The sequence below is a fragment of the Exiguobacterium sp. s131 genome (assembly GCF_018617345.1).
Taxonomy (GTDB): Bacteria; Bacillota; Bacilli; order Exiguobacteriales; family Exiguobacteriaceae; genus Exiguobacterium; species Exiguobacterium profundum.
Genome location: NZ_JACSJX010000001.1, coordinates 703,474 through 729,887, shown reverse-complemented (window position 1 = coordinate 729,887; position 26,414 = coordinate 703,474). Strand labels below are relative to the sequence as shown.

Here is a 26,414-nt window from a genome sequence, read left to right as displayed (position 1 = left end):
TATTTCTTTGAAAAGAGGGACTACGCTTATGTCACACATTAAAGGTATTGGTGCATCTGCAGGAATTGCAGTTGCAAAAGCATTCGTCATGGAGACACCTTCATTCGATATCCCATCACACAAGATTGAAGATGTCGCTGCAGAAAAGGCTCGCTTCCAAGATGCGATCGCACAATCTAAAACGGAGCTTGAAGCCATTCGCGAACATACACTTCGTGAGCTCGGTCCAGACAAAGCCGAGATTTTCTCAGCTCACCTTTTAATCGTTGAGGACCCAGAAATCGTATCGCAAGTGAACGACAAAATTGAAAGCGAAAACATGAACGCAGCGAAGGCACTTGACGAAGTCGCCCAAACGATGATCATGATTTTCGAATCAATGGATAACGAATACATGCGCGAACGTGCAGCTGATGTTCGTGACGTCACAAAACGTGTCATGGCTCACATTCTCGGAGTGACATTCGTGACTCCAGCTTCGATTTCAGAAGAAGTCATCATCATTGCCGAAGATTTGACACCATCAGACACGGCACAACTTAACCGTAAATACGTCAAAGGATTCGCGACGAACATCGGCGGACGTACGTCTCACTCTGCCATCATGTCACGCTCACTTGAAATTCCGGCAGTAGTTGGAACAAAAGTGGCCCTTGAAGAAATCAAAAACGGTGACCTCGTCATCATCGACGGAACAGAAGGTGACGTCTTCGTCAACCCTTCAGAAGATCTCGTCAAAGAATACGAAGGCAAACGTGCTGATTTTGAAGCGTACAAAGAAGAGTTGAAGCAACTCGTCAACGAAGAGTCAATCACAGCGGACGGTCACAAAGTGAAGCTTGCTGCGAACATCGGGACACCGAACGACCTCGAAGGCGTTTTGAAAAACGGTTCAGATGCAATCGGGCTCTATCGTACGGAGTTCCTATATATGGACTCTGAAACGTTCCCGACTGAAGAAGAGCAATACACAGCTTACAAAACGGTTCTTGAAGGCATGGAAGGCAAGCAAGTCGTCATCCGTACACTCGACATCGGTGGCGACAAAGAGTTGTCATACCTTGACCTCCCGAAAGAAATGAACCCGTTCCTCGGCTATCGTGCCATCCGCCTTTGCCTTGAGGAAACAGATTTGTTCCGCACACAACTTCGTGCCCTTCTCCGCGCCTCAGCTCACGGGAACCTCGCCATCATGTTCCCAATGATTGCGACACTCGAAGAGTTCCGCGCGGCGAAAGCCCTTCTTCTCGAAGAAGAAGCGAAGTTGAAAGAAGAAGGAATCGAAGTCGGACAATATGAGACTGGAATGATGGTTGAAATTCCATCAACGGCTGTCATGGCGAAACAATTCGCAAAAGAAGTCGACTTCTTCTCAGTCGGAACGAACGACTTGATTCAATACACGATGGCGGCTGACCGGATGAACGAAAAAGTTTCTTACTTGTACCAACCGTTCAACCCTGCCATCTTGAACCTTCTCCACAATGTCATCACTGAAGCACACAAAGCTGGCAAATGGGTCGGCATGTGTGGAGAGATGGCTGGAGAAGAACTCGCGATTCCAATCCTTCTCGGTCTTGGTCTCGACGAATTCTCGATGTCCGCTTCAAGCGTCCTTCGTGCGCGTAGCCTCGTGAAACGCTTGACGAAGTCGGAAACAGAAGCAATCGTCAACGAAGTCCTCAACATGGACACAGCTGAAGAAGTCGTGAACTTCCTTAGCGAAAAGTTCGACATTAAGAAATAATGGCAAAAGTCCTTCTCTCACTCGAGAGAAGGACTTTTTTATATACTGCATTAGAAATCAAAATCATCTGGGTCTGGACCGACACGTTGATATCGGTCGAGTGAGTCGATTCGTTCCATTTGATCTTTGGTCAATTCAAAGTCATGAACATCGAAGTTTTCTGCGATTCGATGTGGTTTGATGGATTTTGGAATAATCACCCATCCCGTTTGGAGATGCCACCGTAACAACACCTGGGCGACGGAACGATCGACTTCCTTTGCGACCTCTACTAAAGTCTGCTCTTCGAACAACCCTCCCTGCATAAGCGGTGCCCAAGCGACCGGTACGATGCCGTGCTCGCTCATATACGATGCTAACTCGGTTTGACGAAGCAACGGATGCCGTTCAACTTGGTTCACGGCTGGAACGAGGTCACTGTTTGCAGCCAATGTCTCGAGGTGATGGACTTGGAAGTTACTCACCCCGACTGCCCCGACACGTCCCTCTCGATACAACGTTTCGAGGGCACGCCAACTCTCGACCATCTTGTCTTCCACCGGCCAATGAATCAAATACAAATCTAACTGTTCCAATCCAAGACGAACGAGTGACGCCTCGTAGGCGGAGATGGCAGCATCGTAACCTTGATCAGCGTTCCATAGTTTCGATGTGATAAATAAATCTTCCCGGGAAATATTTGCGATTTCCATTCCTTTTCGGATTCCGTCACCGACCCCCTCTTCATTCTCATAAACGGCTGCCGTATCGATATGACGGTATCCTTGACGAATCGCCTCGACGACGGCATCCATGACTGTATCCCCATCTTTAACTTTGAAGACGCCAAGTCCAATAGTAGGAATGGCTTTCTGACCGTGATTCAATTGTATGGATTGTTTCATTTGTACCCCTTCTTTCGTGAGAATTCTCCTTCACTATAAGGGGGATTCTCCTTTTCCGGAATAAGGCACATTGAAGTAACTACACAAATCGAGCCGCCCCATGATAGGAGCGGCTCGTAATCATTTATTCTGGTCCTCTGTCATCGGCTCTAAAGTCGAGCGCTTCACCCGCGACGACAGTCTCACCGAATGGTACGACGACGACTTTTCCGTCCCCGTTCGTCCAAATGATTGGTGTAATCAGTGACGGCACTTTATCACGAATCGCGCTGAGGTCGACTTCGAGAAGGACGTCTCCCGCTTCGACCCGGGCGCCTTCTTCGACTCTCGCTGTGAATCCTTCCCCTTTCAGGTTGACCGTATCGAGACCGACGTGGATCAATAGTTCACGTCCATCGTCAGCCAAAATGCCAATCGCATGTTTCGTCGGGAAGAATGTCGTGATTTGACCGGTCACCGGCGAAACGACCTGTCCGGAACTTGGTTCAATCGCAAACCCTTCTCCCATCATGCGACCCGAGAAGACTTGATCCGGCACATCATCAAGTGATAACAGGACACCAGACATCGGAGCCAAGAAGCGATGATCGGCTTGTTCAGCCGCTTCCGGTGTAATGACTGCCTTCTCTACTTTTTCTTTCGGTTTGTATTCGCCACCTTCGATGATGGTCGCGATTTGTGATTTGAGCGTGTCCGATTTTGGTCCGAAGATGGCTTGGATATTGTCTCCTACTTCAAGGACACCAGCGGCACCGAGCGTTTTTAGAAGGTCTTTGTCAACTTGTTTCACGTCATTGACGGTGACACGAAGTCGCGTGATACATGCATCTAAATGTTTAATGTTTTCAGGACCACCGAGTCCGACGAGCACTTCATATGGCAAGTCGTCCCCAATCCCCGCTTTGTCCCCTTTCGTGCCAGTCTGCACGTCACGTCCAGGAATTTTCAGGTCAAACTTCGTAATAGCGAACCGGAATCCAAAGTAGTAGATGACCGCAAAGACGAGACCAACCGGGATGACGAGCCACCAGGCCGTCCGGTTCGGCAGGACCCCGAAGAGCAGATAGTCAATGAGACCACCAGAGAAGGTCATCCCAATCTTGACGTTCAGTAAATGCATCGTCATGAAGGAGAGACCGGCAAAGACGGCGTGAATTCCGAAGAGAAGTGGTGCAACGAAAACGAATGAGAATTCGACTGGTTCTGTGATCCCTGTCAAGAATGACGTAAGGGCAGCCGAGAAATAGAGACCCTCGACGTCTTTCCGCCGTTCTTTCGGAACCGTGTGGAACATGGCGAGACAGGCTGCTGGTAAGCCGAACATCATGAACGGGAATTTCCCGGTCATGTACGTACCGGCTGTGAATTCCACGCCGTCACGCAGTTGTGCGAAGAAGATCCGCTGGTCACCTTGTACGAGATCACCTGCTTGGTTCGTATACTCCCCGAATTGGAACCAGAATGGAGAATACCAAATATGGTGAAGACCGAACGGAATCAAGGAACGTTCTACTAATCCAAAGATGAATGCTGATAAGGCAACGTTTGCCTCGATGACCGTACTTGAGAACGTGTTGATCACATTCCCAATCGGTGGCCATATATATGCGAGCGCAATCCCGATAATCAAACTGAATGCGGCCGTCGCAATCGGGACGAACCGCTTCCCTGCAAAGAACCCTAAGAAATCTGGCAACTTGATGTTGAAATACTTGTTGTACGCATAGGCTGCAACAAGACCTGCGATAATCCCCCCGAATACCCCCATTTGGAGTGTCGGAATACCGAGAACGGTGGCATACTGCGGATCACCTTGAGCGATTTCCGCGGTAATCCCATTCCATGTGCTAATGACTTTGTTCATGATCAAATAACCGACAATGGCTGCTAGACCAGCAACCCCGTCCCCGTTCGCCAGGCCGATCGCGACCCCGACGGCAAACAGTAACCCTAAGTTTGCGAAGACGATGTCCCCGGCATCTGTCATGACTTGCCAAATCAGGACAAGTGAGTCATTCGCCAGAAACGGGAGCAATTCAACGAGGTCCGGGTTTTGGAATGCGGTACCAAACGCCAAGAGAAGACCGGCTGCCGGTAAGATCGCAACCGGAAGCATGAGTGCTTTCCCGATCCGTTGTAAAACGCCAAACACTTTCTTCCACATCATGGTTCCCTCCTTTGTCAGAATACTTACTTTTTCCCTCTAACGTTTGGATGAAACCGTTTCATATAAAAGAAAAAGACCAACCCCGAAGGATTGGTCTAGGTCATCAATTAGTTGACTTTCTTTTCGTTACCTGAAGCGATGACCGCTTGGATTTCTGATTTCAATGCGTCCGAACGTGGTCCGAAGATTGCTTGAATGTTGTTACCAACTTCAAGGACACCAGAAGCGCCAAGTCGTTTTAACTCATCTTTGTTTACGTTTGCTTTGTCTTTAACTTCGACACGAAGACGTGTGATACATGCATCGAGGTGTTTGATGTTTTGTGAGCCACCAAGACCGACGAGGATATCTTGTGCAAGTTCCGAACCAGTAGCTGTTGATTGTTCAACAACCTCATCTTCACGACCTGGAGTTTTAAGGTTGAACTTACGGATAACGAAGCGGAATCCGAAGTAGTAAATAACCGCGAACACGAGACCGACTGGAATAACGAGCCACCAAGCCGTACGACCTGGAAGAACACCGAAGAGCAAGAAGTCGATCAAACCACCCGAGAACGTCATCCCGATTTTCACGTTCAAGATGTGCATTGTCATGAATGAAAGACCTGCGAATACTGCGTGTACTGCGAAGAGAAGTGGTGCTACGAACAAGAATGAGAACTCGATTGGTTCTGTGATACCAGTCAAGAACGATGTAAGGGCAGCAGAAGCCAAGAGACCACCGACAACCGCTTTACGCTCAGGACGTGCTTCGTGATACATTGCGAGTGCTGCTGCAGGAAGACCGAACATCATGAACGGGAATTTACCAGTCATGAACGTACCTGCTGTCAATTCAGCGCCATCACGAATTTGTGCGAAGAAGATCGCTTGGTCACCACGTACAACGTTACCCGCTGCATCTGTGTATGAACCGAATTCAAACCAGAACGGTGAGTAGAAGATGTGGTGAAGACCGAATGGAATCAATGAACGTTCGATTAAACCGAAGATGAACGCTGCGAATGTACGGTTTTCATTCAACATGAAGTTTGAGAATGAGTTCAATCCGTGCTGAACTGGTGGCCATACTAATAGTAGGACGAAACCAGCAACAACGGCTGCAACTGCCGTTACGATTGGAACGAAACGTTTACCAGCGAAGAAACCAAGGAACTGTGGCAATTCGATATTGAAGTACTTGTTATAGGCCCATGCGGCGATGAGACCCATGATGATCCCTCCGAATACCCCTGTTTGGAGCGTTGGGATACCGAGTACGTTCGCGTAAGCCGGGTCACCTTGTGCCAATACTTCAGGTGTGAGTTCGAGCCAAACACCCATGACTTTGTTCATGATCAAGAATCCAACGATTGCCGCAAGTCCGGCTACGCCGTCACCTGCTAAACCGATGGCGACACCGACTGCGAACAAGAGCGCCAAGTTCGAGAAGATGATTCCACCTGCTTGCTCCATCAATTGAGCGAATTTCACGACGCCTTCGTTCGTTAACCAACCAGCGCGTGATGTAAGTTGTGGGTTTTGCATTGCGTTACCGAACGCAAGAAGAAGACCGGCTGCCGGCAAGATCGCAACAGGAAGCATAAGTGCTTTACCGACTTTTTGAAGAACACCAAAGATCTGCTTAAACATCAACATTTCCTCCTTTTTTTAAGTACGTATAAACAATATGATAGCGGCGTAGATGTCAGACAACCGACGTATCTAAACGTTTTCATAAATCACGTTTATAAAAACAGAAAAGGCATGAATAAGGATAGAACGTAGACCTCTCCCAATGGAGACATCACATAACGTTCCACTCCTTACTCATGCCTGATCGAATCAGTAACACGTAAGACACGTGGTATCATTTATCTACTTGTTAGGCGCTGGAGATGCATCGTCAAATATGTCGCTTCACCTCGTGGGACAGGACGCTTTAATTCGCGTTCCATGATGCCCATCAGCTCCCAAGCAGTACTATAGCATAGCGGATATTCGTCGCGCAACACCTTTTCAATTTTTTGTGGTGCCTCGACCGTCTCACCTGTCGCGACCCGCTCAACGGCGTACCTTAAGTGCCGAAGTAAGCGCTTATAATCGAGTGATGTCCGGTCCATTTTCACGTTCAAATGACTCTCAATCGTCTGAACAATTTGCCCGATGATTTGATTATGACGGTTGACCTCGAGGACGTTTTTGAACGTCGTCGCCGAGTGAATATGAAGGGCGATAAACCCTGTTTCCGCATCCGGGAGCAAAACGTTCAATCGTTCATGAAACATATCGACGATCCGTTCCGCGAGCGCAAACTCGTTTGGATAGAGCGATTCCGTTTCAAGTAAAAACGGATTCGTCACTTCCATCCCTTGTTCGATTCGCTTCATCGTGAAGAACAAGTGATCCGTCAAACCGATATGGATGTGCTCATCGACTTTCTTGCCCGTACTCGTCTCAATGAAGCAGACAATCTCTTGCATGAACGCAATGAAGTCCTCGTCGACATGTTTGACGAGTTCTTGATATTGAGATTGCTCTTCTTTATCTGTCAGTTGATACACTTTCTCCGGGACGCTGGCCGGGTCGACGAGGTCGCCTGGTTTTTTGCCAAAGCCAATCCCCTTCCCGAGTAGAATGACTTCCGGATCCGTATCATGTTGACAAATGACAACGCTATTATTCAACACTTTTTTGATCGTATACATCGGTAATGTCATTCGCATCGCATCCCTTACTAAAAATCGTTTCGCTATCTAGTATATCGGTTCATGCCCTAAAAAAGTAGGGACAAAACAAAAAAGGCGAACATTTCTGTCGCCAATTAAAACATTGAATAACCGCTCTTTCGTAAGAAACGAATCGTCACACCAGCTAGAATTGCACCGAGCAATCCAAAGCCGAGCATGAATAAATCGAGAAGTTGCAACCCGACGAGTCCTTCATAGACACTCGTAAGCGCGGTCGATGTCTCGGTCACGTAACTCGAAAGTTTGACATTATCAATCATCATGATGACAAAAATTGGATAAATGAACACGAGTGTCCATGTCTTTTTAAGTAACATATTCAAGATGAAGCCGATACTGAAAAAAATCGTCATATATAAAACGGCTCCAATGACTGCTTGGATAATATGCATGTGTTGCCCCCCTTGTCCGCTCTTCATTATACAAAATTTCGACCAACGAGGTCAAAGAACTTCCTATGACAATTTCGAAAGAAAAACAGCCCGTTCTGAGACAGAACGAGCCATGCAATCATGAAATTAGAACTTCCCTTTTTTAAGGACGAGTCCGTATTTTTTCAATTCGATGAAGTGTTTGTTGTCGATGACTTTCTTCATGAATGAAGCGTTGCGACCGAAGATCTTTTTGCCCATCACGATTCCGATTCCATCGTTATGACCGAGTGAAGCAACTGTTCCTTTGCTCTCGTAAGTGAACTTCGAAGTCGATTTGCCATTGATAAGTGCCGCGATGTTTTTCGCAACGTTGTGCGCTTGTTGTGTCGCGATTTGTGCCGTCGGTGGGTATGGACGGTTCGATGCAGGGTCCATGACCGCTGAGCAGTCACCGATGATGAAGACGTTGTCGTGACCTGGTGCACGGTTGTCCGCTTCCACCATGACACGGTTACGGACCGCTTCAAATCCTGATTTTTCGATGATCGGGCTACCACTTACGCCACCTGTCCAGATGATCGTGTTGGCACGAATCGTTTCTGTCGTGTCACCTTGAAGTGGACCGAATGTCACCACACCTGGCTCGACACCTTTGATTCCGTTACCGAGTTTCATCTCGACACCGTTACGCTCCAACCATTTCTGTGCGTATGTCGTGAGTTCTGGGTCGAAACCAGGAAGAACTGTTGGTGCCGCTTCAATGTTGACGATGCGAACCGCTTCGCGTGGAACGTCATATTGTTTGCAAAGCTCTGGAATCCGGTTGACGATTTCACCGAGGAATTCGATTCCTGTGAATCCAGCACCACCGACAACGATCGTCACGAACGAATTGTCAGAAGAACCATTTGTTTTATATTGAGCGAATGAATATTCGATGTGCTCTTTGATTTTACGAACACTGTTCAACGAGCTGATTGTCATCGCATTTTCTTTCAAGCCTGGGATACCGAACGTTTCAGGTACACCGCCAAGACCGATGACGACATAGTCGTATTCGACAACTGAACCATCTTCGAGTGTAACTTGTTTCGCAGCAGTATCGACGCGATCGACGATCCCTTTGACAAGTTTCACACGTGACGGGTTCACAATATCGTTAATGTAGATGCGTGCTTGGTCTGGGTTCATCGTTCCAGCAGCTGGTTCGTGAAGCCATGTTGTTTGGTAGTGATAATCATGCTTGTTGATAAGCGTAATGTTCGCATCACCTGCAGCGAGTGTCTTTTGAAGGTTGACGGCTGTGATGAGTCCACCGAAGCCCGCACCAAGAATAACAATGTTAGGTCGTTTCATGTTCATTTCCACCTTGTTTAAAATTTTGTTTTTTTGAACAACTATGTTGTGTGTTTCTTCACATAGACGTTCACAATAAAGCCTATTCTTGTTCAACATCTGTTCACAATTGCTTCTGTTTCATTGTACGCTCTTTAATTTGAATTCTCAATGGAAAAGCTTATCTTCTTGAATTTTTTTTGAAAGTGTTGCATGTTTGTACTGAATGGATTTAATTCAATAAACTCTTTATAATAGATGTATACGCTTTGAGGAGGAATTCGATGAAGACGACGAAAGATGTAATCATCATCGGTGGCGGCCCAGTCGGACTGTTCACCGCATTTTATGCAGGCATGCGCCAACTCGATACGACGTTGATTGAAAGCTTACCGCAACTCGGTGGTCAGTTATCAACGCTCTATCCTGAAAAATATATTTATGATATTGCCGGTTTCCCGAAAGTGAAAGCACAGGACTTGATTGATCAACTAAAAGCTCAGGCCGATCAATTCGAACAAGACTACCGCCTCGGTGAAACGGTGGAAACGGTCGAACGCCTCGAGGACGGCACTTTCGTATTGACGACGAACAAAGAAGAGTATCACACGAAAGCCATCATCATCACAGCCGGAAACGGTGCCTTCTCAGCCCGCCCACTCGGTCTTGATGGCTGCGAAGATTATGCCAACCTTCATTACTTTGTTGACAACATGGAGAAATTCCGTGATCGCCGTGTCATGATTGCCGGCGGTGGCGATTCAGCCGTCGACTGGGCACTCATGCTTGAAGGAATCGCAAAAGAAGTACACATCGTTCACCGTCGTGACCGCTTCCGTGCTCATGAACATACGGTAGAACAGATGAAGGCATCGACGATTAACGTCCTTACGCCTTACAACATCGAGTCACTGTCTGGTGAGACACACATCGAATCTGTCGAATTGACAGATAAGGATGGCGAATCAAAAATCGTTGAAATCGATGATTTGATTTGTAACTACGGATTCGTTTCATCGCTCGGTCCAATCAAGAACTGGGGAATGGAATTCGAGAAAAACACAATCCGTGTCGATTCACGTATGGAAACAACCGTTGCCGGCATCTTCGCTTGCGGTGATATCGCGACATACGAAGGGAAAGTAAAATTGATTGCGACCGGTTTCGGTGAAGCCCCAATCGCCATCAACCAAGTGAAACAGCTCGTGGATCCGACTGCTCGTCATCCGCAACACTCGACATCTGTATTTGCTGGGAAATAAACACTGAACCCCTGTCGCTCCCATGCACAGGGGTTCAGTTTTGTCTTGCAAGGGAGGGTAACATGAATATAGTCACAACAAATACAATTACCAATAAAATGCGCGATGAACTATACACGATCCATCAAGAGGTTTTTGGAGATATAAATCACTTTCATCAAAAGTTAATACGTAAAACAAATTTAATTTTTACTTTAGCGATTATTGACAACGAGATTCATGGCTACAAGATTGGCTATCCTCTCAATGAAGATTGTTTTTATAGTTGGATGGGAGCCGTCAAACCTGCTTCTCGTAATCTCGGTATCGCCTCACGGTTAATGGAGACACAGCACGAATGGGCTAAAAATCAAAACTATAAATCGATTGAAACAAAGACGATGAATCGTTGGCGACAAATGTTACTCTTAAATATTCGTCATGGTTTCGATGTCAAAGCAGTCAATATAGATAAAAATGGTCGCGAAAAAATCCTTTTGCGAAAACTGCTCAATGTTTAACAAAAAAGGTTATTTTTTGAGCGTCTGAATGATGACCCGGTCAAGCCAGTCATCGAGTTGCGTGAACACGAAGCCCGCCTTCTTCGCCTCAGCAATCGACATATAATAGTCGACATCCGAATCATACGGCGACGAGTCTCCATCTTTTATAATATGGACGGGTTTCCCGACGTGTTGGCCGATTCGCTCCATTAAAGCACCCATGGAGATGAGCCCGTCACTTGCAGCGTTGAAAGGACCGGTCACGTTCGCACGTCCCACCCATTCTAAAAATGCTGCTGCTTCCGCACTCGAGATGAAGCCCATCTTCGCTTCCGGGTGATGCAAGACAACCGGTTCCTCGTTCCGGATTGCATCTACATAAAACTTCAATCGGTCTGTATAGTCATCCGGACCTAACACGATCGGTAATCGTACGGTCGCCACCGGGAAAGAGGCGCGATGGAAGAAGAATGATTCCGCCTCGCGTTTCCCTTGTCCGTAGTCATGTTCGGATTCAAGATGATATTCGTAATGGAGCGGATTGAAGTCGCTCTCTTTTAAATCAGGACCAGGCGCGTAGACCGACATCGTAGACGTGAGCACATATTTCCCGACTTTGTCCATGAACGCATCCGAGGCGATTTTTGCCTGATACGGAGTAAAACAAATGTTGTCATAGACGAGGTCGTACCGTTCGCGGGCCAAGTCTTTCATCGTCGCGACCGATTGCCGGTCTCCTTTGACAGACCGAATCCCTTCAGCTTCCGGCACCTGTAGTTGCCCTCTCGTCACAATCGTCACATCATCCCCTGCTTCAGCAAGTCGCAATGCGAGCCGTTTTCCGAAATAGCGTGACCCTCCGAATATCAATACTTTTCTCATGACCCTGAATCCTCCCATTTGTAATGACGTCCCTACTCATTTTCCCTTCAAAGAAACAGACTAATCTACCACTTTTACACGTATTCTTGCTATTCTAATAAGTAAAGACTTGTTAGGGGGCTCGAATATGCACCAAATCATGTTAGAAAAAGGATGGACGTATGAACTACCACCACAGTATGCGATCTATCAGAGCTTATCTGATTTCAGTCGTTACTCTGTCCTCGACCAAGAGGAAGAGAGTGTCTGCTCATTCCGCATTACGAATGACACATGTACAATCACAGGCTTTCGGCCTTGGCAACATCACATCGAACTCGACGTAACTGCAAAAGTCATTCGGTTGATTTTGACAGAAGAAGAATAAGAACCGATCGCAATCGCGATCGGTTCTTATTCTTTAGCATTCTCCTGGCGTACCTGCATTCGTCGCTGTCCGGAAACTCGAACCGCAACCGCATGTTGCAATCGCATTTGGGTTTTTAATTGTGAAACCGCCACCGAGCATCGACTGCTTATAATCAATCTCGAGGCCATCAACTACCCCATGATCCACTTCCGCAACGATGACGCGGACACCATGATGGTCGAATTGAATGTCTTTGTCCGTCTTCTCCTCGTCGAAGCCCATCCCGTATGAAAGTCCTGTACATCCGCCACCTTGTACCTTCACTCGCAAGTATTGCGCATCCGGGCGTTCCGTCTGTTTCATCATCTCTAGCACTTGAAGTGCGGCTGACTCTGTTAAATGAATCATCTGAACTCCTCCTCATATATCTTCAATTCAAGTCAATTGACTTGTCATCTTGTGGATTATCTTGTATAACTAAACTGTAACAAAAAAAATTAAATCGTTCCATCTTCGGGGCAGGGTGAAATTCCCGACCGGCGGTATTGAAGAATATATTCTTCTCAGCCCGTGAGCGAGCAAGGCGTTGCTTGCTGATTTCGTGAGATTCGAAAGCCGACAGTATAGTCTGGATGGGAGAAGATGGCGGCATCCGACCGATATCCGGATGTTTTCTTTGACGTGGACTTTTCCACCTCGGAAAACATCTATTTCGTATGCGCGTAAACTCTCCCGATTGTCTTCATTGCAATCGGGTTTTTATATGCGACGGATGCCATTCATCGAGGAGCGACCTAAAGGAGAGATTCTGATGAAAACTACGCGCAACAAACGACTGACAACAATGGTGACTTTGGCGATGCTCGGGACGATCTCGTTCGTACTCATGCTATTCAACTTCCCGCTCCCATTTTTACCGCCATTCCTTAAAGTGGACTTTAGTGACATTCCTGCACTCATTGCCGGAATCGTCTTTTCCCCACTCGCAGGAGTCGTGGTCGTCGGTTTGAAAAACGTCTTGTACTACGTCTTTAACGGTGGCGGTGTTCCAGTCGGGGAAGTCGCAAACTTCTTCGCAGGTGTCGCATTCATGTACCCAGTTGCCTGGTTCTACCATAAGCGCAAGTCAAACAAAGCACTCGCTTCTGGATTACTTGCCGGTACAATCACAATGGCTCTTAGCCTCGCCATCTTAAACTATCTCGTCATCTTACCAGCCTACGCCTTCTTCTTCGGAATGGCAGACATGGCCGACCCGGCGGTGAAAACGGATCTTGTCCTTTACGGGATCTTACCGTTCAACTTGATTAAAGCGATCTTGATCAGCGCGCTCTTCGTCCCACTCTTCTTGAAATTGAAGCCGTGGATCGAACGTCAACGCGTACAACTTCAAGCATAATCGATATACGAGCATCTAGGCGTTGCCTAGGTGCTTTTTTTAACCATATTGTAAGGAGGGGCATTCATTATGACAGACGAACAGGATTTGGTTCATTTTCTAAAACAAGACGCCGAGCTCATAAAGCTTCTCCACGCCGTCGCTAACCTCGATTTACCAGATTGTTGGATTTGTGCGGGATATATTCGTTCAAAAGTCTGGGACCACCTTCACGGATACGAAACATCGACTAAAACAGATGATGTAGATGTGATTTATTTCGACCCAAACCAACCAGAGGAAGCAGTCGAAAAACAACTCGAAGAGCGATTATTCCGCCTCATCCCCGATGTACCTTGGTCTGTCAAAAATCAAGCGAGAATGCATCACGTCAACAACCTTCCACCCTATGCCTCATCGGTCGATGCGTTGGCACATTTTCCTGAGACCGTCACCGCGATCGGGGTACGTCTTCAATCGGATGGTTCCCTCATCCTCGCTGCCCCACACGGCATTCACGACTTGATCAACATGCACGTTATACCGACACCACCCTTTGATTCGAACTCTTCAAAGCATCCCATCTATCTGGAGCGGTTGCAGCAAAAGAACTGGTCCGCCAAGTGGCCAAACATCACCATACATACATCCTTCTCATACTAAAAAACGCGACCACCGAAGTGATCGCGTTTTCTTATACCGATTAAAGAAGAAGTCCAGCCAATGTAGCTGACATCAAGTTTGCAAGCGTACCTGCAAGAATCGCGAGAACACCCATGCGTGCGATGTCACCACGACGGTTTGGCGCCATACCACCAAGACCACCGAGAAGGATCGCGAGTGACGAGATGTTTGCGAAACCACAAAGTGCGAATGCGATCATCGCTTCTGAACGAGCTGACAAATCACCAGAACCGATGATTGGAGCAAACTCAGAGAAAGCAACGAATTCGTTCAAGACTAGTTTTTGACCGAGGAAGCTACCGAATTGTACAGCATCCGCCCATGGTACACCAATCACGAATGCAAGTGGCGCGAAGACGTAACCGAGAATCAATTCGAGTGACAAGCTATCAAATCCGAAGAGTCCACCAACTGAACCGAGGATCAAGTTGACGAGGGCAATCAATGAAACGAATGCAAGAAGCATCGCACCGACGTTCAAGGCAAGGAAGAGACCGTCAGAAGCACCACGTGCCGCTGCATCGACGAAGTTCGCCGCTCTGTCTTCTTCATCTTCTACAATCTCGATGTCGTCATCGTACTCTTCTGTTTCTGGTACGATGATTTTCGCGAATAAAAGACCTGCTGGCGCTGCCATGAAGCTCGCTGCGAGCAAGTATTCGAGTGGTACACCGAGTGCTGCATAACCTGCAAGTACAGATCCGGCAACCGATGCGAGTCCACCGACCATGACTGCGAAGAGCTCAGACTGTGTCATTGTAGGAAGGTACGGCTTGATGACAAGTGGTGCTTCCGTTTGACCGACGAAAATGTTCGCTGTTGCTGAAAGTGACTCTTTACGTGACGTACCAAGTGCTTTCGCAAGGGCAGTACCGAGGATACGAATGACCCACTGCATGACGCCGAGGTAGTAAAGCAATGCGATTAATGATGACATGAAGATGATAATCGGAAGGACTTGGAATGCGAAAACGAAGTTGTCGCCACCGACTGCTGTTCCGAATACGAAGGCAATCCCGTCACCCGCTGTGTTCAAGACAGCTTGAACCCCATTTGAGATCCATTCAAGCGCCTTACGTCCCCATGCCGTATATAAGACGAGGAATGCAAATGCAAATTGAACAGCGAACGCTGCCAAGACCGTGCGCCATTTGATGGCTTTACGGTTGGTAGAGAAGATGTAAGCGATTGCAATTAGTGCCAAAATACCAACCACACTCATGATTTTCATTGATGTTGTGCTCCTTTCATATTAAACAAAACCAATTATATGTGTCATACCCGAAAAGAGATGTGTCCTACCGTTTGAAACGCTTTCTTTTTATCGTTGTTAAACGTCAGACAACCTACATTCGAACCTCTTAGAATATAACATCCCTCTTTTTAAAATGCAACGGGTGAAATAAAAAAGTTTGAGGTCATTTCCTCAAACTTTTTACCATGCCATCTCTTCGATTTTTTCATACACCTTCGTCACGAGCTCATCTGGTGTTTCACCCGTCACCACTTCCCCGTCTACGAGGCAAAAGAGATCAAGGGAACAGACACCACAATAGCCTGTACAGCCATATTCGACCACATCAAGATCAGGGTCGGACTCTAATTTAGCCCGGGCAATTTGTGAGCCCATCGCCAAATTCGAAGCACAAAATTCGATGATCGGATTCATCATATATGTCACCGTCTTTCTTTACGTGAATTATCGGAAAATGGTTCTTCTACGGCAGATTATAACATGATACAGTTGAAGAGTAACAAAGGGGGATTATTATGCGCAAATTAGTCGTCTTAGGAGGCGGTTACGGGGGAATGCGTGTGATTGAGAGAGTACTTGGACATCAGTTACAAGACATCTCGGTCACGCTCGTCGATCGCTTGCCTTATCATGGATTGAAAACTGAGTATTACGCACTGGCCGCAGGAACGGTCTCGGACCGCGATATTCGCATCGACTTTCCGGATGAAATCGATTACATATACGGACAGGTCACGGACATCGACACCGAAGACAAAATGGTTCTGCTCGCGAGTGGAGAAAAAGTGCCCTACGACGACCTCGTCATCGGATTAGGATGCGAAGACAAATACCACAACGTTCAAGGGGCAGCCGAATTCACGTACAGTATTCAAACACTGGAACAGTCACGTAAGACACAACAAGCGATCAACGGTCTGCGACCAGGTTCGGTCGTTTCTGTCGTCGGTGCCGGTCTATCTGGTGTCGAACTCGCCAGCGAACTTCGTGAGAGCCGGCCTGATTTGACGGTCCGTTTATTCGACCGCGGACCATCCGTTCTATCTTTCTTATCTAATCGTGTCTCGATGTACGTACAATCTTGGTTCGAGGAGCACGGCGTCGAAGTCATCAATAATGCGAACATCACACGTGTCGATGCAGACGGATTATGGAACCATGAAGACTTATTCCCATCTGATCTGACCGTATGGACGGCCGGGATTCAACCGGTCGCCGTTGTACGGAATCAAGGTTGGGAACTCGATGGAGGCGGACGTGTCAAATTGACGGAACATCACTTTGTTCCTGGACTGCCGGACGTGTTTGTCGTTGGTGACAATGCGAGCTTACCGTACGCACCGTCCGGACAACTTGCCGAAGCCCAAGCCGAACAGATCGTTCAAGTCTTGCTTTGCAAATGGAAAGGTATCAATTATCCAGAATTACCCGACATCAAACTGAAAGGGACGCTCGGTTCCCTCGGGAAGAAGGCTGGCTTTGGGGTGTTTATGGGGAAACAATCACTCACCGGGAAAGTAGCCCGACTATTAAAGTCCGGTATCCTTTGGAAACATAAAGTCATTAAATGAATACATTGCGAACGAGCCTCTGGCTGGTTCGCTTTTTTAATTTGTTCATCTGTTATTTCTATTCATTTTTCTAACGATTGAGTCAAAAGTCTTGTATCTAAATCCCCTGTATCCTTATCTAAATATTCAGATATTTAATGCCATTGGCGTATTCTACACGTTGGTAAAACTTGTTACTCTATGGTCACGGCAGTTCGACATCCCGTCATGTTGCCTACATACCCTAAAGGAGGAAACAAGTTGAAAAAAATCTGTAGCTCCGTCCTCGCCTCATTGCTTGTCTTGTCAACCGTACCTGGGGGTGCGGATGCCGCCCCAAACAAAGAGAAAGAACGTGTCATCGTCGTTTTCAAGGAATCGGCAAAGAAAATTCCGCTGTCGATTGAAGGCATGGAAGTTAAACAACAGTATTCGAATATTCCTGCAGCAGCACTCGAAGTTCCGAAAGCTGCCTTGAATGGACTGAAGAATAACCCGAACGTCGCACACGTGGAAGTGGATCAAATCGTACAGATTGAGAATCAAACACAAGACTGGGGGATTCCTAAACTAAAAGCTCCTTCATCTTGGCAGAGTGGATTCACAGGGAAAGGTGTCAAAGTATCCGTCGTCGACACAGGGATTTCGCCCCACCCCGATTTAACAATCGCTGGTGGTGCCTCATTTAGCACGGTCACGAGTTCGTATGCTGATGACAACGGTCACGGTACACACGTAGCCGGGATTATCGGTGCACGTAACAATAGCATCGGAACAGTCGGGATTGCACACGAGGCAAGCATTTACGCCGTCAAAGCTCTTGAGGCGAACGGAAGTGGTAGCTTATCGAGTATCGTTGCCGGGATTGACTGGTCGATCACTAATGATATGGATATCATCAACTTGAGCCTCGGGACGACAAGTCCATCGACGACGCTCCAACAAGTTGTCGATCGTGCCAATAATGCAGGCATCCTTGTCGTCGCGGCAGCGGGTAACAATGGTCGTACCGATGGATCGGGTGACCTCGTCAACTATCCGGCTCGTTACAGTTCGGCAATTGCTGTTGCTGCAACAGATATCAACAACAACCGTGCCTCGTTCTCGGCGACAGGTAGCACTGTCGAAGTGGCAGCACCTGGTGTCGGCATCAACTCGACCCTCTCAAATGGGGGCTACGGTCAAATGAGCGGAACATCAATGGCGACACCGTATGTGGCGGGTAACCTCGCACTCATGAAACAGGCGTTCCCTACGCTATCGAGCACACAACTCCGTACAAAATTGTCGCAAGACTCCATCGACCTTGGTACAACAGGTCGCGACACATGGTTCGGGAACGGACTTGTCCAATCCCCGACTTCTGGTGGTACGACGCAACCTGTCCAAGCACTCACGACGACAGTCTCGACATCGAAGTCTTCTTACTACGCTGGTGAAGTCGTCTCGATTTCTTCGGCAGTACGAAATTCAAATGGCCAAGCGGTCGCAAACGCCGATGTTCGTGTGACGGTCACACAACCGAACGGTACGACGCTTGTCGGTACAGGCAAGACGAATTCATCAGGAGCCATCACATTCACACTCTCGACGAATTCTTGGTCACAACGTGGAACGTATCAAGTGAAGTCTGATGCGACGCTTACCGGCTACACGGCTGGTTCAGCGACGTCATCGTTCCAGCTTCTCTAAATAAAAAAAAGTCGAGTCCCTTCGCTCGACTTCACTAATTGACGAATCAAGTCGTGTCATGCGACCTGATTCGTCTTTTTTATCATTTGACCACTTACAATCGTTGTGCGGTATCCATCAACCGTGTCGAAGACGTCGCAATCTGGGTCGTGGCACGCTTGAGTTCGGCTATTGATTCAACAATCTCATCGATATCACCGGCGAGACTCCCCATCTGCCCGTCAGCATGCTCCGAATCACCTGAAATTTGGAGGAAGGCATCCGTCACTTCATTGATCCGTCCCATCGTCTGCTTCATCTCTTGCTCGGTCGATAAGACGCGGCTCGAAGTCTCTTCCATCTGGTTCGTGAGACGCTTCACCAAATCCTCCACCTCTTCCGCCGCTTGTTTCGATTGACTCGCGAGCGTCCGTACTTCGGAAGCAACGACTTGGAATCCTTTCCCTTGCTCGCCTGCCCGTGCTGCTTCAATCGCGGCATTCAAGCTAAGTAGGTTCGTCTGGTTGGCAATTTGTTTGACCGAATCCGCAATCGTCATGATCTCGTTCATCAATCTTTCGAGCGCCTTGATTTCCTGAGCTGAATCGGAGAGGTCACGCGCGATTTCATCAAGGCGTCCCGCCTCCGACAAAATCGTGTCTTTCCCACTTACTGAAGAGTGAAGTACCTTCCGTAGCTTTGTCTGCGTGAGTGAACTTGAATGCTTCATATCATCTGCCCGCTCATTCATCGACTGAAAACTAGCCATGACTTCTTGTGAGAGGGCGGCCAAATCTTCACTCGCCTGCTGAATCGTTTGACTGATTTCATCTTTCACGTGTTGCATCTGGTCACGAACGACGTCTGCTTCATCGTCAAACATCTCGAGCACGATTTGTTGCTCGAAGTTAAAGATTTTCGAGACGGCCATCATCAACCTCATTTTCGAGTCCGCATCGAGCTGCTCATGTTGAATCGATAAGACGAGCGTCTCGAATATTTTTTGGAAGGCCGCCATATACCATTTCCCTTTCAGACCGATCAGATAATGCCGTTTGGCGATGGCGAGACGTCGATTGATATATGCTTCATTCAACTTCCCTTCAAACATCTCCATTATATGGTTAGAAAGAGTGAGTTTTAGTTTGTCCGATGACGAATGTTGCCGAATCAACTCTCTCATCTCGTCGATCTTTTCGAGCTCTTCATAAAACACATCAACCAACCGAGGTGTCAATTGACGTAATTCCTGTTGATACGCACGTAAATAAGCTAAATCCTCACGTTCGAGACGAATCAACTGACGTTGTCGTTCCAACTCATCGGGAAGTGCGATCAACAAGTGCTCCATTTGGGACGAGGTGTCTAAATGGATCGGCATATTTCGTTTTCGGGCAAACATCAAATAGTCCTCCTTTAATAAATAGGTTTATTAATTTTCAAAATATTATAAAATTTATACAAGTTATGTTCAGTTTAGCCCGAGAGACAAAATTTGTAAAATTTTTTTCTGAATTATAGGTAAACAAAAAACGAACCTTGCTATCGCATGGTTCGTCCACTTGCTCACTATTTTATATGATTGACGGATCCTTGTTTCGCCTCAATTGCCGCATACACTTTTCGTAACTGAACGACCCCTTCGTCAATCACTTCTCCGTCGAGCAAGACGAGCGGATAAAACCATTCATCGTCTTTAAGCGCCAGGGCAAACTCGTCCTCACTCTGTTCGAAATCGATATACTCGAAAGAAAAGGACTGCTCCGGATACTTGCGTCCGAGCGCACTTTGCAACCACTCATACGTCTCGGTCGAACTCGGTGCACCGACACAACTAGCACATTGAACCTCTGCCCCATAAACCGTGATTTTCATATTCATTCCCCCTCGAAACCATTATACAAAAATCTTCCCCACTCCCGATGACGAAATGCTCAGCGTAAATGATTGAGAAACACTCTCAAACTTGCTAGAATAAAGTAGAACGAGAAAGGGGTAGATACCATGGAAATGTTTGATCAAGTCCAAGAAGTGCTCGATAAATTGCGTCCGTTCTTGCTTCGTGACGGCGGAGACGTCGAACTCGTTGATGTCGAAGAAGGCATCGTCAAGCTCCGTTTGATGGGTGCTTGCGGCAGCTGCCCGTCTTCAACAATCACGCTAAAAGCCGGTATTGAGCGTGCGCTCATCGAAGAAGTACCAGGCATCGTCGAAGTAGAACAAGTATTCTAAGCAAAAAGGGAGACATTCGTCATCCCTTTTTTTCATGCTTCCATTCATTTAAACTCTCAACCATATAGGTCGGGAGTTTTTCTTGTTCTTGAATAAATGCTGGACCGTGTACACCTGAGTTGACGTGAAGTGTACGGATTCCCCCATTGATCCCGAATAGAATATCTGTATGATAGTTATCCCCTACCATCACGACATCCTCTTTCGTCAATCCAATCATGTCGAGTGCAATATCAATCATGACCGGTTCTGGCTTCCCGATAAAGAATGGTTCTTTTTCGGTCGTCACCGTCAACACGGATGTGAGCGACCCGTTCCCCGGTAAAAACCCTCGCTCTGTCGGAATGGCGATATCCCCATTCGTCGAAATGAATCGGGCTCCCGAACGAATGGCGATCGCCCCTCGCGCCAACTTCTCATACGTAATGTGACGGTCGAGACCGATGACCACATAGTCCGCTTTCGGTTCGTCCGTGACGTGGAACCCACGAGATTCTAAGGCGAGTCGGAGTCCGTCTTCGCCAATCATATAAACGCTTGCCCCCGGAGACATCTTCTCAATATAAAAAGCCGTCGCCATCGCACTCGTCAAGACGTTCTCTGCCTTCACATTTGCCCCCATTGAAATCAACTTATCCGCAATCTGCTGTTGTGTCATCGAGGCGTTATTCGTGACGAATAAGTATGGGACGCCCGTAGCTTCTAACTCGTTTACAAAATCGACAGCAGCTTGAACGGGCTCTATTCCTGCATACATCGTACCATCTAAATCAAACAAATATCCTTTTATCGGTTCCATCCAATCACTCGCTTTCTGGCAAGAATGCGGACACCGGTCCAAGTTCGACCTCTAAGTAGCGACGAACTTGCGTGGAGAACGCTATGAAGTCTTGTTTTGACGTCTTCACCCATTCATCGAAGCGTGATGCGTCTGCATCGACGAACTCACGGACATAGTATGCACGCAATCCGACGAGCGCCTTGGTGGCATTACCTGTCTTCTCATCGAGCACGCGTTCATCGAGCAGAATGTCGACAATATCCTCATAGCTACCCGGGTCTCGCATGATGAATCCGTCAATCATCGAGTTCCCTACGTCGATGACCCCTTCTATCAGGAGGACAGCCATTCGTTGTTTCGCAAGTTCTACTGTGAACGCATCCCCCGTCAATTGATCAGTGCGCGCTAACATCGTTTCCATTTGTTCCAGTGTCTGATTAATCTTCTCTCTATTCACAAAATACATGATGATCCCCCCTGCTGTTAATACTAATGCTTTTTCGGTCAGGAGAAAAGAATCTGTCCTATTTACATCATTTATAAAATTGTGATACACTAATCAACGGATTTAAGCCGTAAAAAGTATAACACATTTAATAGAGATAACGTGGAGGGTACAACACTATGGAACGTGAATTAGCATTAGAAATCGTACGAGCAACGGAAGCCGCAGCACTCGCATCTTCGAAATGGATCGGACGTGGGCAAAAGAATGAAGCCGATGACGCAGCTACGTCAGCGATGCGCGAAGTTCTCGGAACAGTGAACATGGATGCGACGGTCGTCATCGGAGAAGGTGAGCTCGATGAGGCACCGATGCTCTACATTGGGGAAAAACTCGGTACGACGTTCGGTCCGAAAGTCGACATCGCCGTTGATCCGCTCGAAGGTACATCCATTGTCGCAAAAGGACTCGGAGATGCGATGGTCGTCATCGCTGTGGCGGATGAAGGTGCCCTCCTCCACGCACCAGATATGTACATGGATAAGCTCGTCGTTGGGCCGAACTTAAAAGGAAAAGTCTCGCTCGATGAACCACTCGAGTCGATCATCGAAAAAGCAGCAAAATATAACAATAAACGCATTGAAGAAGTGACGGTGATCATGCAAGACCGCGATCGCCACGAACACCTTCGCCAAGCCGTCATGAACGTCGGCGCACGCGTCAAATTGTTTGAGGATGGCGATGTCTCGGCCGGAATCGCAGCTGCCGTCAAAACAAATCCGATTGATATTTTCATCAGTACAGGCGGTGCTCCTGAAGGCGTCATCACGGCTGCAGCTGTCAAAGCGCTTGGCGGAGACATGCAGGCCCGTCTTCACCCGATGAATGAAGAAGAATCTGCACGCGTCATCTCGATGGGTATTGTTGATCCGCTCCAACTCCTCACGCTCGACGACCTCGTCAAGAGTGATGACTGTATCTTCGCCGCAACAGGTGTCACGTCAGGTGAGTTGCTCGATGGCGTCAAATTCTTAACAGATGATATCGTCGAGACGACATCACTCGTCATGCGCTCGAAGACACGTACGATTCGTAAAGTCGTGGCCGAACACCACTTGTCGTTGAAACCATACTTACAAAAAACTGAAGTCAACGCCTAATCAAAAACGCCTTGCTCAATCATTTGAGCGAGGCGTTTGTTTTCTTAAAATCCCTGTTCTGTTCCGTGCACTGGCTCATTCGAATCAACTTGCTTGTCTCGAATCGAATCGTAGAACGTCGCGTACGTCGTCGAGAAGTAAGGTCCGATGAAGAAGAATCCGATCCCGAGCGTCAAGATCCCGACGAGGAACCAACCAAAGAAGGACAAGACGAGCATGAAGGCTTCCATCTTGTGCCCATCCATGAGACGACGTGATTCTGTGATCGACTCGAGTGCCGAAAGTTCAGGCTGGTCGCGCAAAATGTACGGTGTGAGTGAGTACGAGAAGGCTTTGATGATTCCCGGTACAATCAATAACAAGGTCCACAACACGATAAAGAGGCTCATGACAAAAGACGTGATGACATGTTTGAAGTAACGTGTTTGGAACGGTTTGAACATTGTCGAGAGCGAGGCACCCTTTTCACGTGATACGCCGAGTGCGAGCCATGACCAACCGATGGTGAGTGGTGCAATCAAGATTTGAAGAACGGTCGACACAAGACTTAACGTGGCGTCTGTCGATGTAAGGGGCGCTGTCGAATTCGGATCAATCTCAGGCGCGAGCGATTGGGGAATCCCGTTGATGATGACGAACAAGAGTGCCAATCCGGCCATCAACCACCATTTTCCTTTCAAGGCGTGTCGTGCATGTTGTTTCCATTCAGATCTCATAGTAATCCATCCTTTTTCGTAGTCTTTCTATTAGTGTACGTGAAAAGGTGACCATACGTTTCAAAAAACATAAAAAAAGGGAAAGGAATTTTTCCTTTCCGCTTAGCGAATCATCACATTGCCTAAAAAGAACTGAGACATGGACAAGATCAACAACAGCACCCCGAGTGATAACACAAGGTGAGATGTGACTTTGAAGACACGGCCTCGCAAGAACGAATGGCCATATTCAAAGCGACGGATGATCAACACATGAACGAGTTCAAATAGAATGACTGCCGCCGTAAAATAAAAGGTCATCATGATATGGAAACCAAAAAAGAACATGGCCAATATCCCGAGTCCGAAGTTATGAATTCGATTATGGACGTCATCCCGATCCCCGACGGTCGTTTGTACATGTTGCATCCAAATCACCTCACTATCAAAACCAAAAAACGACGAAACTATCCTTAATGACAATTTATCACATTTTTCCAACCTCAAAACCGGAAGTCACGACTTTTTACCTAAACGAAATATTTGGAAATCAAATGTAATAAAAAAAGTGCTGACGGCTCAGCACTTCACACTTTTGATTCATCGGTCTTGTTAAACTTACGCTTCAACTTCAGTTTTTGCTTCGTTCCCCCAAAGACGGGTCCACTCTCTTCTTCGTTGATTTCCGTTTCTTTTTTCAAAACGAAATAAGGACATCCAAAGTTGCAATATTCGTATACGTAGTCCAGCACGTGATCAATTCGGTTCTCATAGGTCGCCAATTTAGATTGCGGTTCATAGAATCCCTTCAATCGCAACTGACCATGCCCCCAATCACCGACGATGTAATCGTACTTATCTAGCACGTCACTATAGCGTGCGATAAACGCCTCTTCATCGAACCCGTCCCGTTTTTCTTCCAAGACGGTATATCCGTGGCGATTCACTCGAATCATCGCTCCCACCTCCACTCTGTTATCATAGCATGCCCCCGTCGATGCGCTCTATCCTTTTCGAATCACTTCATGACGGGCGACGATTGTTTCTCTTAATACATCCCGCAGAAGTTCGGGCATGAAATATCGCTTCGGTTGGTCTGCCAAATAAGGAAGAAGCGGACCGAATGTCAACATATCGACCGTTGCGACACGATATGTCCGATTTAAATCCAATCGTTCCCCCATCACATAAGTCTGACCGTCACGTTGTTCGATTTGATAGAGACTCGGTTCTCCGAGAACGGTCCCTCTGAACCCGAGACCTCTGACATGCATATTCGTGAACGTTTCTTCATTAGTATCGTGAAGGAAACGCGCCAACGTCTCCCCGTCCAATGTCAGCACACAAGGGTTGATTGGATGCGGACAGATCCGATGCAACATGTTGAGCGTCACCCCACCCGGTGCAAGGCCTTCTAGCACAACCCCAGATGGGATGATTCCCACATCCGCCGCACACCATTCGACCATGCCTTCAACGAGCAGGTCACCAAGTGGAGAAGGTCCGAACCAATCGGAGGCGTATCCATCCGTCTCTGCAATCGTGACATCAAGAAGGCGTTCGGCATCTGCCCCTTCTGTGCGCAACAAAGCCAACGTGTCTGGACTATCCGATTGCTGAGACAGTTCGTGAAGGCGCGCTTCTTTCGATACGATTCCTGACTCGCCAAGCGTCAGTGTGACTTCACCGACGTACTTCCCATATTTTCCGGCCTGTGCAATCAACACACCGTTCGTTATCACGCCTTCATCTAAGACATGATGTGTATGCGCACCGAGAATCACATCGATTTCAGGAAACATTTCAGCTAATCGCTCGTCTCCAAAGAACCCAAGGTGACTGAGCGCGATGATGACATCACAATGCGCCAACTGTTTCAGCGCTCGCTCCGCCGCCTCGTAAGGCGATTCAATCTGCCAGCCGAGCTCTGGGTATAACTCTTCATATGGAGCGGTCACACCAAACAGGCCGATGTGGAAACCATCTTGCTCGAGAACGAGCGTCTCATCGACCCAATTCGGTCGTGACCCGTCTGCTTCATATACATTCCCAAGTAAGATGGGAAATGTCGCTTCGTCATACAGTTCGGCCAGCCAATCATGAGGAAAGGTAATCCCTTCGTTGTTTCCGATGGTGACGGCTGTCGGACGAAGTCGCTCGAGCAAACGAACATTCAACTTCCCACGTGTCACTTCCGTCGCCGGATGGGTACGGTCGGCATGATCCCCTAAATCAAAGTACAGCGTGTCGTCCGTCCGATGTTCTTCTAGAAATGAAACAAGTTTCGGCCATTGGTCGAACTTTGAATGAAGATCGTTGTAATGAAAAATAGTCAGTGTCGTCATGGCCA

Annotated in this window: 27 protein-coding genes, 1 pseudogene and 1 riboswitch; of the genes and pseudogenes, 10 read left to right on the top strand and 18 right to left on the bottom strand. The window is 47.5% G+C overall.

Features of this window, described 5'->3' with window-relative positions; translation table 11 throughout:
- Positions 1-28: 28 nt before the first annotated feature.
- Positions 29-1,747: a phosphoenolpyruvate--protein phosphotransferase gene (ptsP, locus tag KNO69_RS03840; RefSeq protein WP_078147242.1), complete on the top strand. Its 1,719-nt coding sequence runs from the start codon at positions 29-31 to the stop codon at positions 1,745-1,747.
- 50 nt (positions 1,748-1,797) lie between these two features.
- Here ptsP and KNO69_RS03835 read toward each other — a convergent pair whose 3' ends face one another.
- The 6 genes and pseudogenes from KNO69_RS03835 to KNO69_RS03810 all read right to left on the bottom strand — a co-directional run bounded on the left by KNO69_RS03835 (position 1,798) and on the right by KNO69_RS03810 (position 9,259).
- Positions 1,798-2,631: an aldo/keto reductase gene (locus tag KNO69_RS03835; RefSeq protein WP_078147243.1), complete on the bottom strand. Its 834-nt coding sequence runs from the start codon at positions 2,629-2,631 to the stop codon at positions 1,798-1,800.
- A 124-nt stretch (positions 2,632-2,755) separates the two neighbouring features.
- A complete protein-coding gene (gene ptsG, locus KNO69_RS03830; RefSeq protein WP_078147244.1) occupies positions 2,756-4,795 on the bottom strand; it encodes a glucose-specific PTS transporter subunit IIBC in 2,040 nt (679 codons plus the stop codon).
- 137 nt (positions 4,796-4,932) lie between these two features.
- A pseudogene (gene ptsG, locus KNO69_RS03825) lies at positions 4,933-6,432 on the bottom strand (glucose-specific PTS transporter subunit IIBC); the annotation flags it as partial.
- A gap of 221 nt (positions 6,433-6,653) precedes the next feature.
- Entirely contained in the window at positions 6,654-7,499 is an 846-nt protein-coding gene (gene glcT / locus KNO69_RS03820) for a glucose PTS transporter transcription antiterminator GlcT (RefSeq protein WP_078147246.1), read from the bottom strand.
- Positions 7,500-7,603: 104 nt separating this feature from the next.
- Complete coding sequence (locus KNO69_RS03815) at positions 7,604-7,921, bottom strand: YuiB family protein (RefSeq protein WP_047795135.1); 318 nt, start codon at positions 7,919-7,921, stop codon at positions 7,604-7,606.
- 126 nt (positions 7,922-8,047) lie between these two features.
- Entirely contained in the window at positions 8,048-9,259 is a 1,212-nt protein-coding gene (locus KNO69_RS03810; protein ID WP_074033515.1) for an NAD(P)/FAD-dependent oxidoreductase, read from the bottom strand.
- A 263-nt stretch (positions 9,260-9,522) separates the two neighbouring features.
- On the opposite strand from KNO69_RS03810, the gene KNO69_RS03805 reads away from it, so the two are divergent.
- Entirely contained in the window at positions 9,523-10,500 is a 978-nt protein-coding gene (locus KNO69_RS03805) for an NAD(P)/FAD-dependent oxidoreductase (protein WP_012726821.1), read from the top strand.
- Between the two features lie 62 nt (positions 10,501-10,562).
- Positions 10,563-11,000 carry a GNAT family N-acetyltransferase gene (locus tag KNO69_RS03800; RefSeq protein WP_251124856.1) on the top strand — a complete coding sequence of 146 codons (438 nt, stop codon included), beginning with the start codon at positions 10,563-10,565 and terminating at the stop codon, positions 10,998-11,000.
- 9 nt (positions 11,001-11,009) lie between these two features.
- Here KNO69_RS03800 and KNO69_RS03795 read toward each other — a convergent pair whose 3' ends face one another.
- Positions 11,010-11,864, bottom strand: a complete 855-nt coding sequence (locus tag KNO69_RS03795) for an NAD-dependent epimerase/dehydratase family protein (RefSeq protein ID WP_078147248.1) — start codon at positions 11,862-11,864, stop codon at positions 11,010-11,012.
- Positions 11,865-11,991: 127 nt separating this feature from the next.
- On the opposite strand from KNO69_RS03795, the gene KNO69_RS03790 reads away from it, so the two are divergent.
- A complete protein-coding gene (locus KNO69_RS03790; RefSeq protein WP_047795133.1) occupies positions 11,992-12,231 on the top strand; it encodes a hypothetical protein in 240 nt (79 codons plus the stop codon).
- Positions 12,232-12,264: 33 nt separating this feature from the next.
- Here the strand turns inward: KNO69_RS03790 and KNO69_RS03785 are convergent, their stop codons facing one another.
- The gene (locus KNO69_RS03785; protein ID WP_074036395.1) at positions 12,265-12,621 is read right to left on the bottom strand and encodes a HesB/IscA family protein; all 357 of its coding nucleotides are present in this window, start codon (positions 12,619-12,621) and stop codon (positions 12,265-12,267) included.
- Between the two features lie 97 nt (positions 12,622-12,718).
- Positions 12,719-12,861: riboswitch (FMN riboswitch) on the top strand.
- Positions 12,862-13,024: 163 nt separating this feature from the next.
- On the opposite strand from KNO69_RS03785, the gene KNO69_RS03780 reads away from it, so the two are divergent.
- On the top strand, positions 13,025-13,612 hold the full coding sequence (locus tag KNO69_RS03780; RefSeq protein WP_012726825.1) for an ECF transporter S component: 588 nt from the start codon (positions 13,025-13,027) through the stop codon (positions 13,610-13,612).
- A 69-nt stretch (positions 13,613-13,681) separates the two neighbouring features.
- Positions 13,682-14,254, top strand: a complete 573-nt coding sequence (locus KNO69_RS03775; RefSeq protein ID WP_078147250.1) for a nucleotidyltransferase family protein — start codon at positions 13,682-13,684, stop codon at positions 14,252-14,254.
- A 40-nt stretch (positions 14,255-14,294) separates the two neighbouring features.
- Here the strand turns inward: KNO69_RS03775 and KNO69_RS03770 are convergent, their stop codons facing one another.
- Together KNO69_RS03770 and KNO69_RS03765 are read right to left on the bottom strand one after the other, a co-directional pair.
- The gene (locus KNO69_RS03770; protein ID WP_078147251.1) at positions 14,295-15,506 is read right to left on the bottom strand and encodes a NupC/NupG family nucleoside CNT transporter; all 1,212 of its coding nucleotides are present in this window, start codon (positions 15,504-15,506) and stop codon (positions 14,295-14,297) included.
- 204 nt (positions 15,507-15,710) lie between these two features.
- On the bottom strand, positions 15,711-15,947 hold the full coding sequence (locus KNO69_RS03765) for a YuzB family protein (protein WP_214816161.1): 237 nt from the start codon (positions 15,945-15,947) through the stop codon (positions 15,711-15,713).
- A gap of 98 nt (positions 15,948-16,045) precedes the next feature.
- Here KNO69_RS03765 and KNO69_RS03760 point away from each other — a divergent pair, with 98 nt between their 5' ends.
- Both KNO69_RS03760 and KNO69_RS03755 read left to right on the top strand, forming a co-directional pair.
- A complete protein-coding gene (locus tag KNO69_RS03760; protein ID WP_214816158.1) occupies positions 16,046-17,101 on the top strand; it encodes an NAD(P)/FAD-dependent oxidoreductase in 1,056 nt (351 codons plus the stop codon).
- 240 nt (positions 17,102-17,341) lie between these two features.
- Positions 17,342-18,772: a S8 family serine peptidase gene (locus KNO69_RS03755; protein ID WP_214816155.1), complete on the top strand. Its 1,431-nt coding sequence runs from the start codon at positions 17,342-17,344 to the stop codon at positions 18,770-18,772.
- Positions 18,773-18,866: 94 nt separating this feature from the next.
- On the opposite strand, the gene KNO69_RS03750 is transcribed toward KNO69_RS03755, so the two are convergent.
- Positions 18,867-20,153: a globin-coupled sensor protein gene (locus tag KNO69_RS03750; RefSeq protein ID WP_214816152.1), complete on the bottom strand. Its 1,287-nt coding sequence runs from the start codon at positions 20,151-20,153 to the stop codon at positions 18,867-18,869.
- A 167-nt stretch (positions 20,154-20,320) separates the two neighbouring features.
- Entirely contained in the window at positions 20,321-20,626 is a 306-nt protein-coding gene (locus KNO69_RS03745; RefSeq protein ID WP_074036383.1) for a YuzD family protein, read from the bottom strand.
- Positions 20,627-20,755: 129 nt separating this feature from the next.
- Here KNO69_RS03745 and KNO69_RS03740 point away from each other — a divergent pair, with 129 nt between their 5' ends.
- The gene (locus KNO69_RS03740) at positions 20,756-20,983 is read left to right on the top strand and encodes a NifU family protein (RefSeq protein ID WP_012726833.1); all 228 of its coding nucleotides are present in this window, start codon (positions 20,756-20,758) and stop codon (positions 20,981-20,983) included.
- A gap of 19 nt (positions 20,984-21,002) precedes the next feature.
- Here the strand turns inward: KNO69_RS03740 and KNO69_RS03735 are convergent, their stop codons facing one another.
- Positions 21,003-21,782, bottom strand: a complete 780-nt coding sequence (locus KNO69_RS03735; RefSeq protein WP_214683914.1) for a TIGR01457 family HAD-type hydrolase — start codon at positions 21,780-21,782, stop codon at positions 21,003-21,005.
- 4 nt (positions 21,783-21,786) lie between these two features.
- A complete protein-coding gene (locus KNO69_RS03730; RefSeq protein WP_214683913.1) occupies positions 21,787-22,230 on the bottom strand; it encodes a DUF86 domain-containing protein in 444 nt (147 codons plus the stop codon).
- 158 nt (positions 22,231-22,388) lie between these two features.
- Between KNO69_RS03730 and glpX the strand changes: the two genes are divergently transcribed.
- Positions 22,389-23,369, top strand: coding sequence for a class II fructose-bisphosphatase (gene glpX, locus KNO69_RS03725; protein ID WP_078147260.1), 981 nt, complete (start codon positions 22,389-22,391; stop codon positions 23,367-23,369).
- Positions 23,370-23,413: 44 nt separating this feature from the next.
- On the opposite strand, the gene KNO69_RS03720 is transcribed toward glpX, so the two are convergent.
- From KNO69_RS03720 to KNO69_RS03705, 4 genes are all read right to left on the bottom strand, one after another.
- A complete protein-coding gene (locus KNO69_RS03720) occupies positions 23,414-24,085 on the bottom strand; it encodes a DUF975 family protein (protein WP_214683912.1) in 672 nt (223 codons plus the stop codon).
- 102 nt (positions 24,086-24,187) lie between these two features.
- A complete protein-coding gene (locus tag KNO69_RS03715) occupies positions 24,188-24,493 on the bottom strand; it encodes a hypothetical protein (protein ID WP_078147262.1) in 306 nt (101 codons plus the stop codon).
- Positions 24,494-24,651: 158 nt separating this feature from the next.
- Positions 24,652-25,020 (bottom strand): YutD family protein, encoded by a 369-nt coding sequence (locus KNO69_RS03710; RefSeq protein WP_214683911.1) that lies wholly within the window; start codon positions 25,018-25,020, stop codon positions 24,652-24,654.
- A gap of 48 nt (positions 25,021-25,068) precedes the next feature.
- Complete coding sequence (locus KNO69_RS03705; RefSeq protein WP_251028276.1) at positions 25,069-26,409, bottom strand: bifunctional metallophosphatase/5'-nucleotidase; 1,341 nt, start codon at positions 26,407-26,409, stop codon at positions 25,069-25,071.
- Positions 26,410-26,414: the final 5 nt, after the last annotated feature.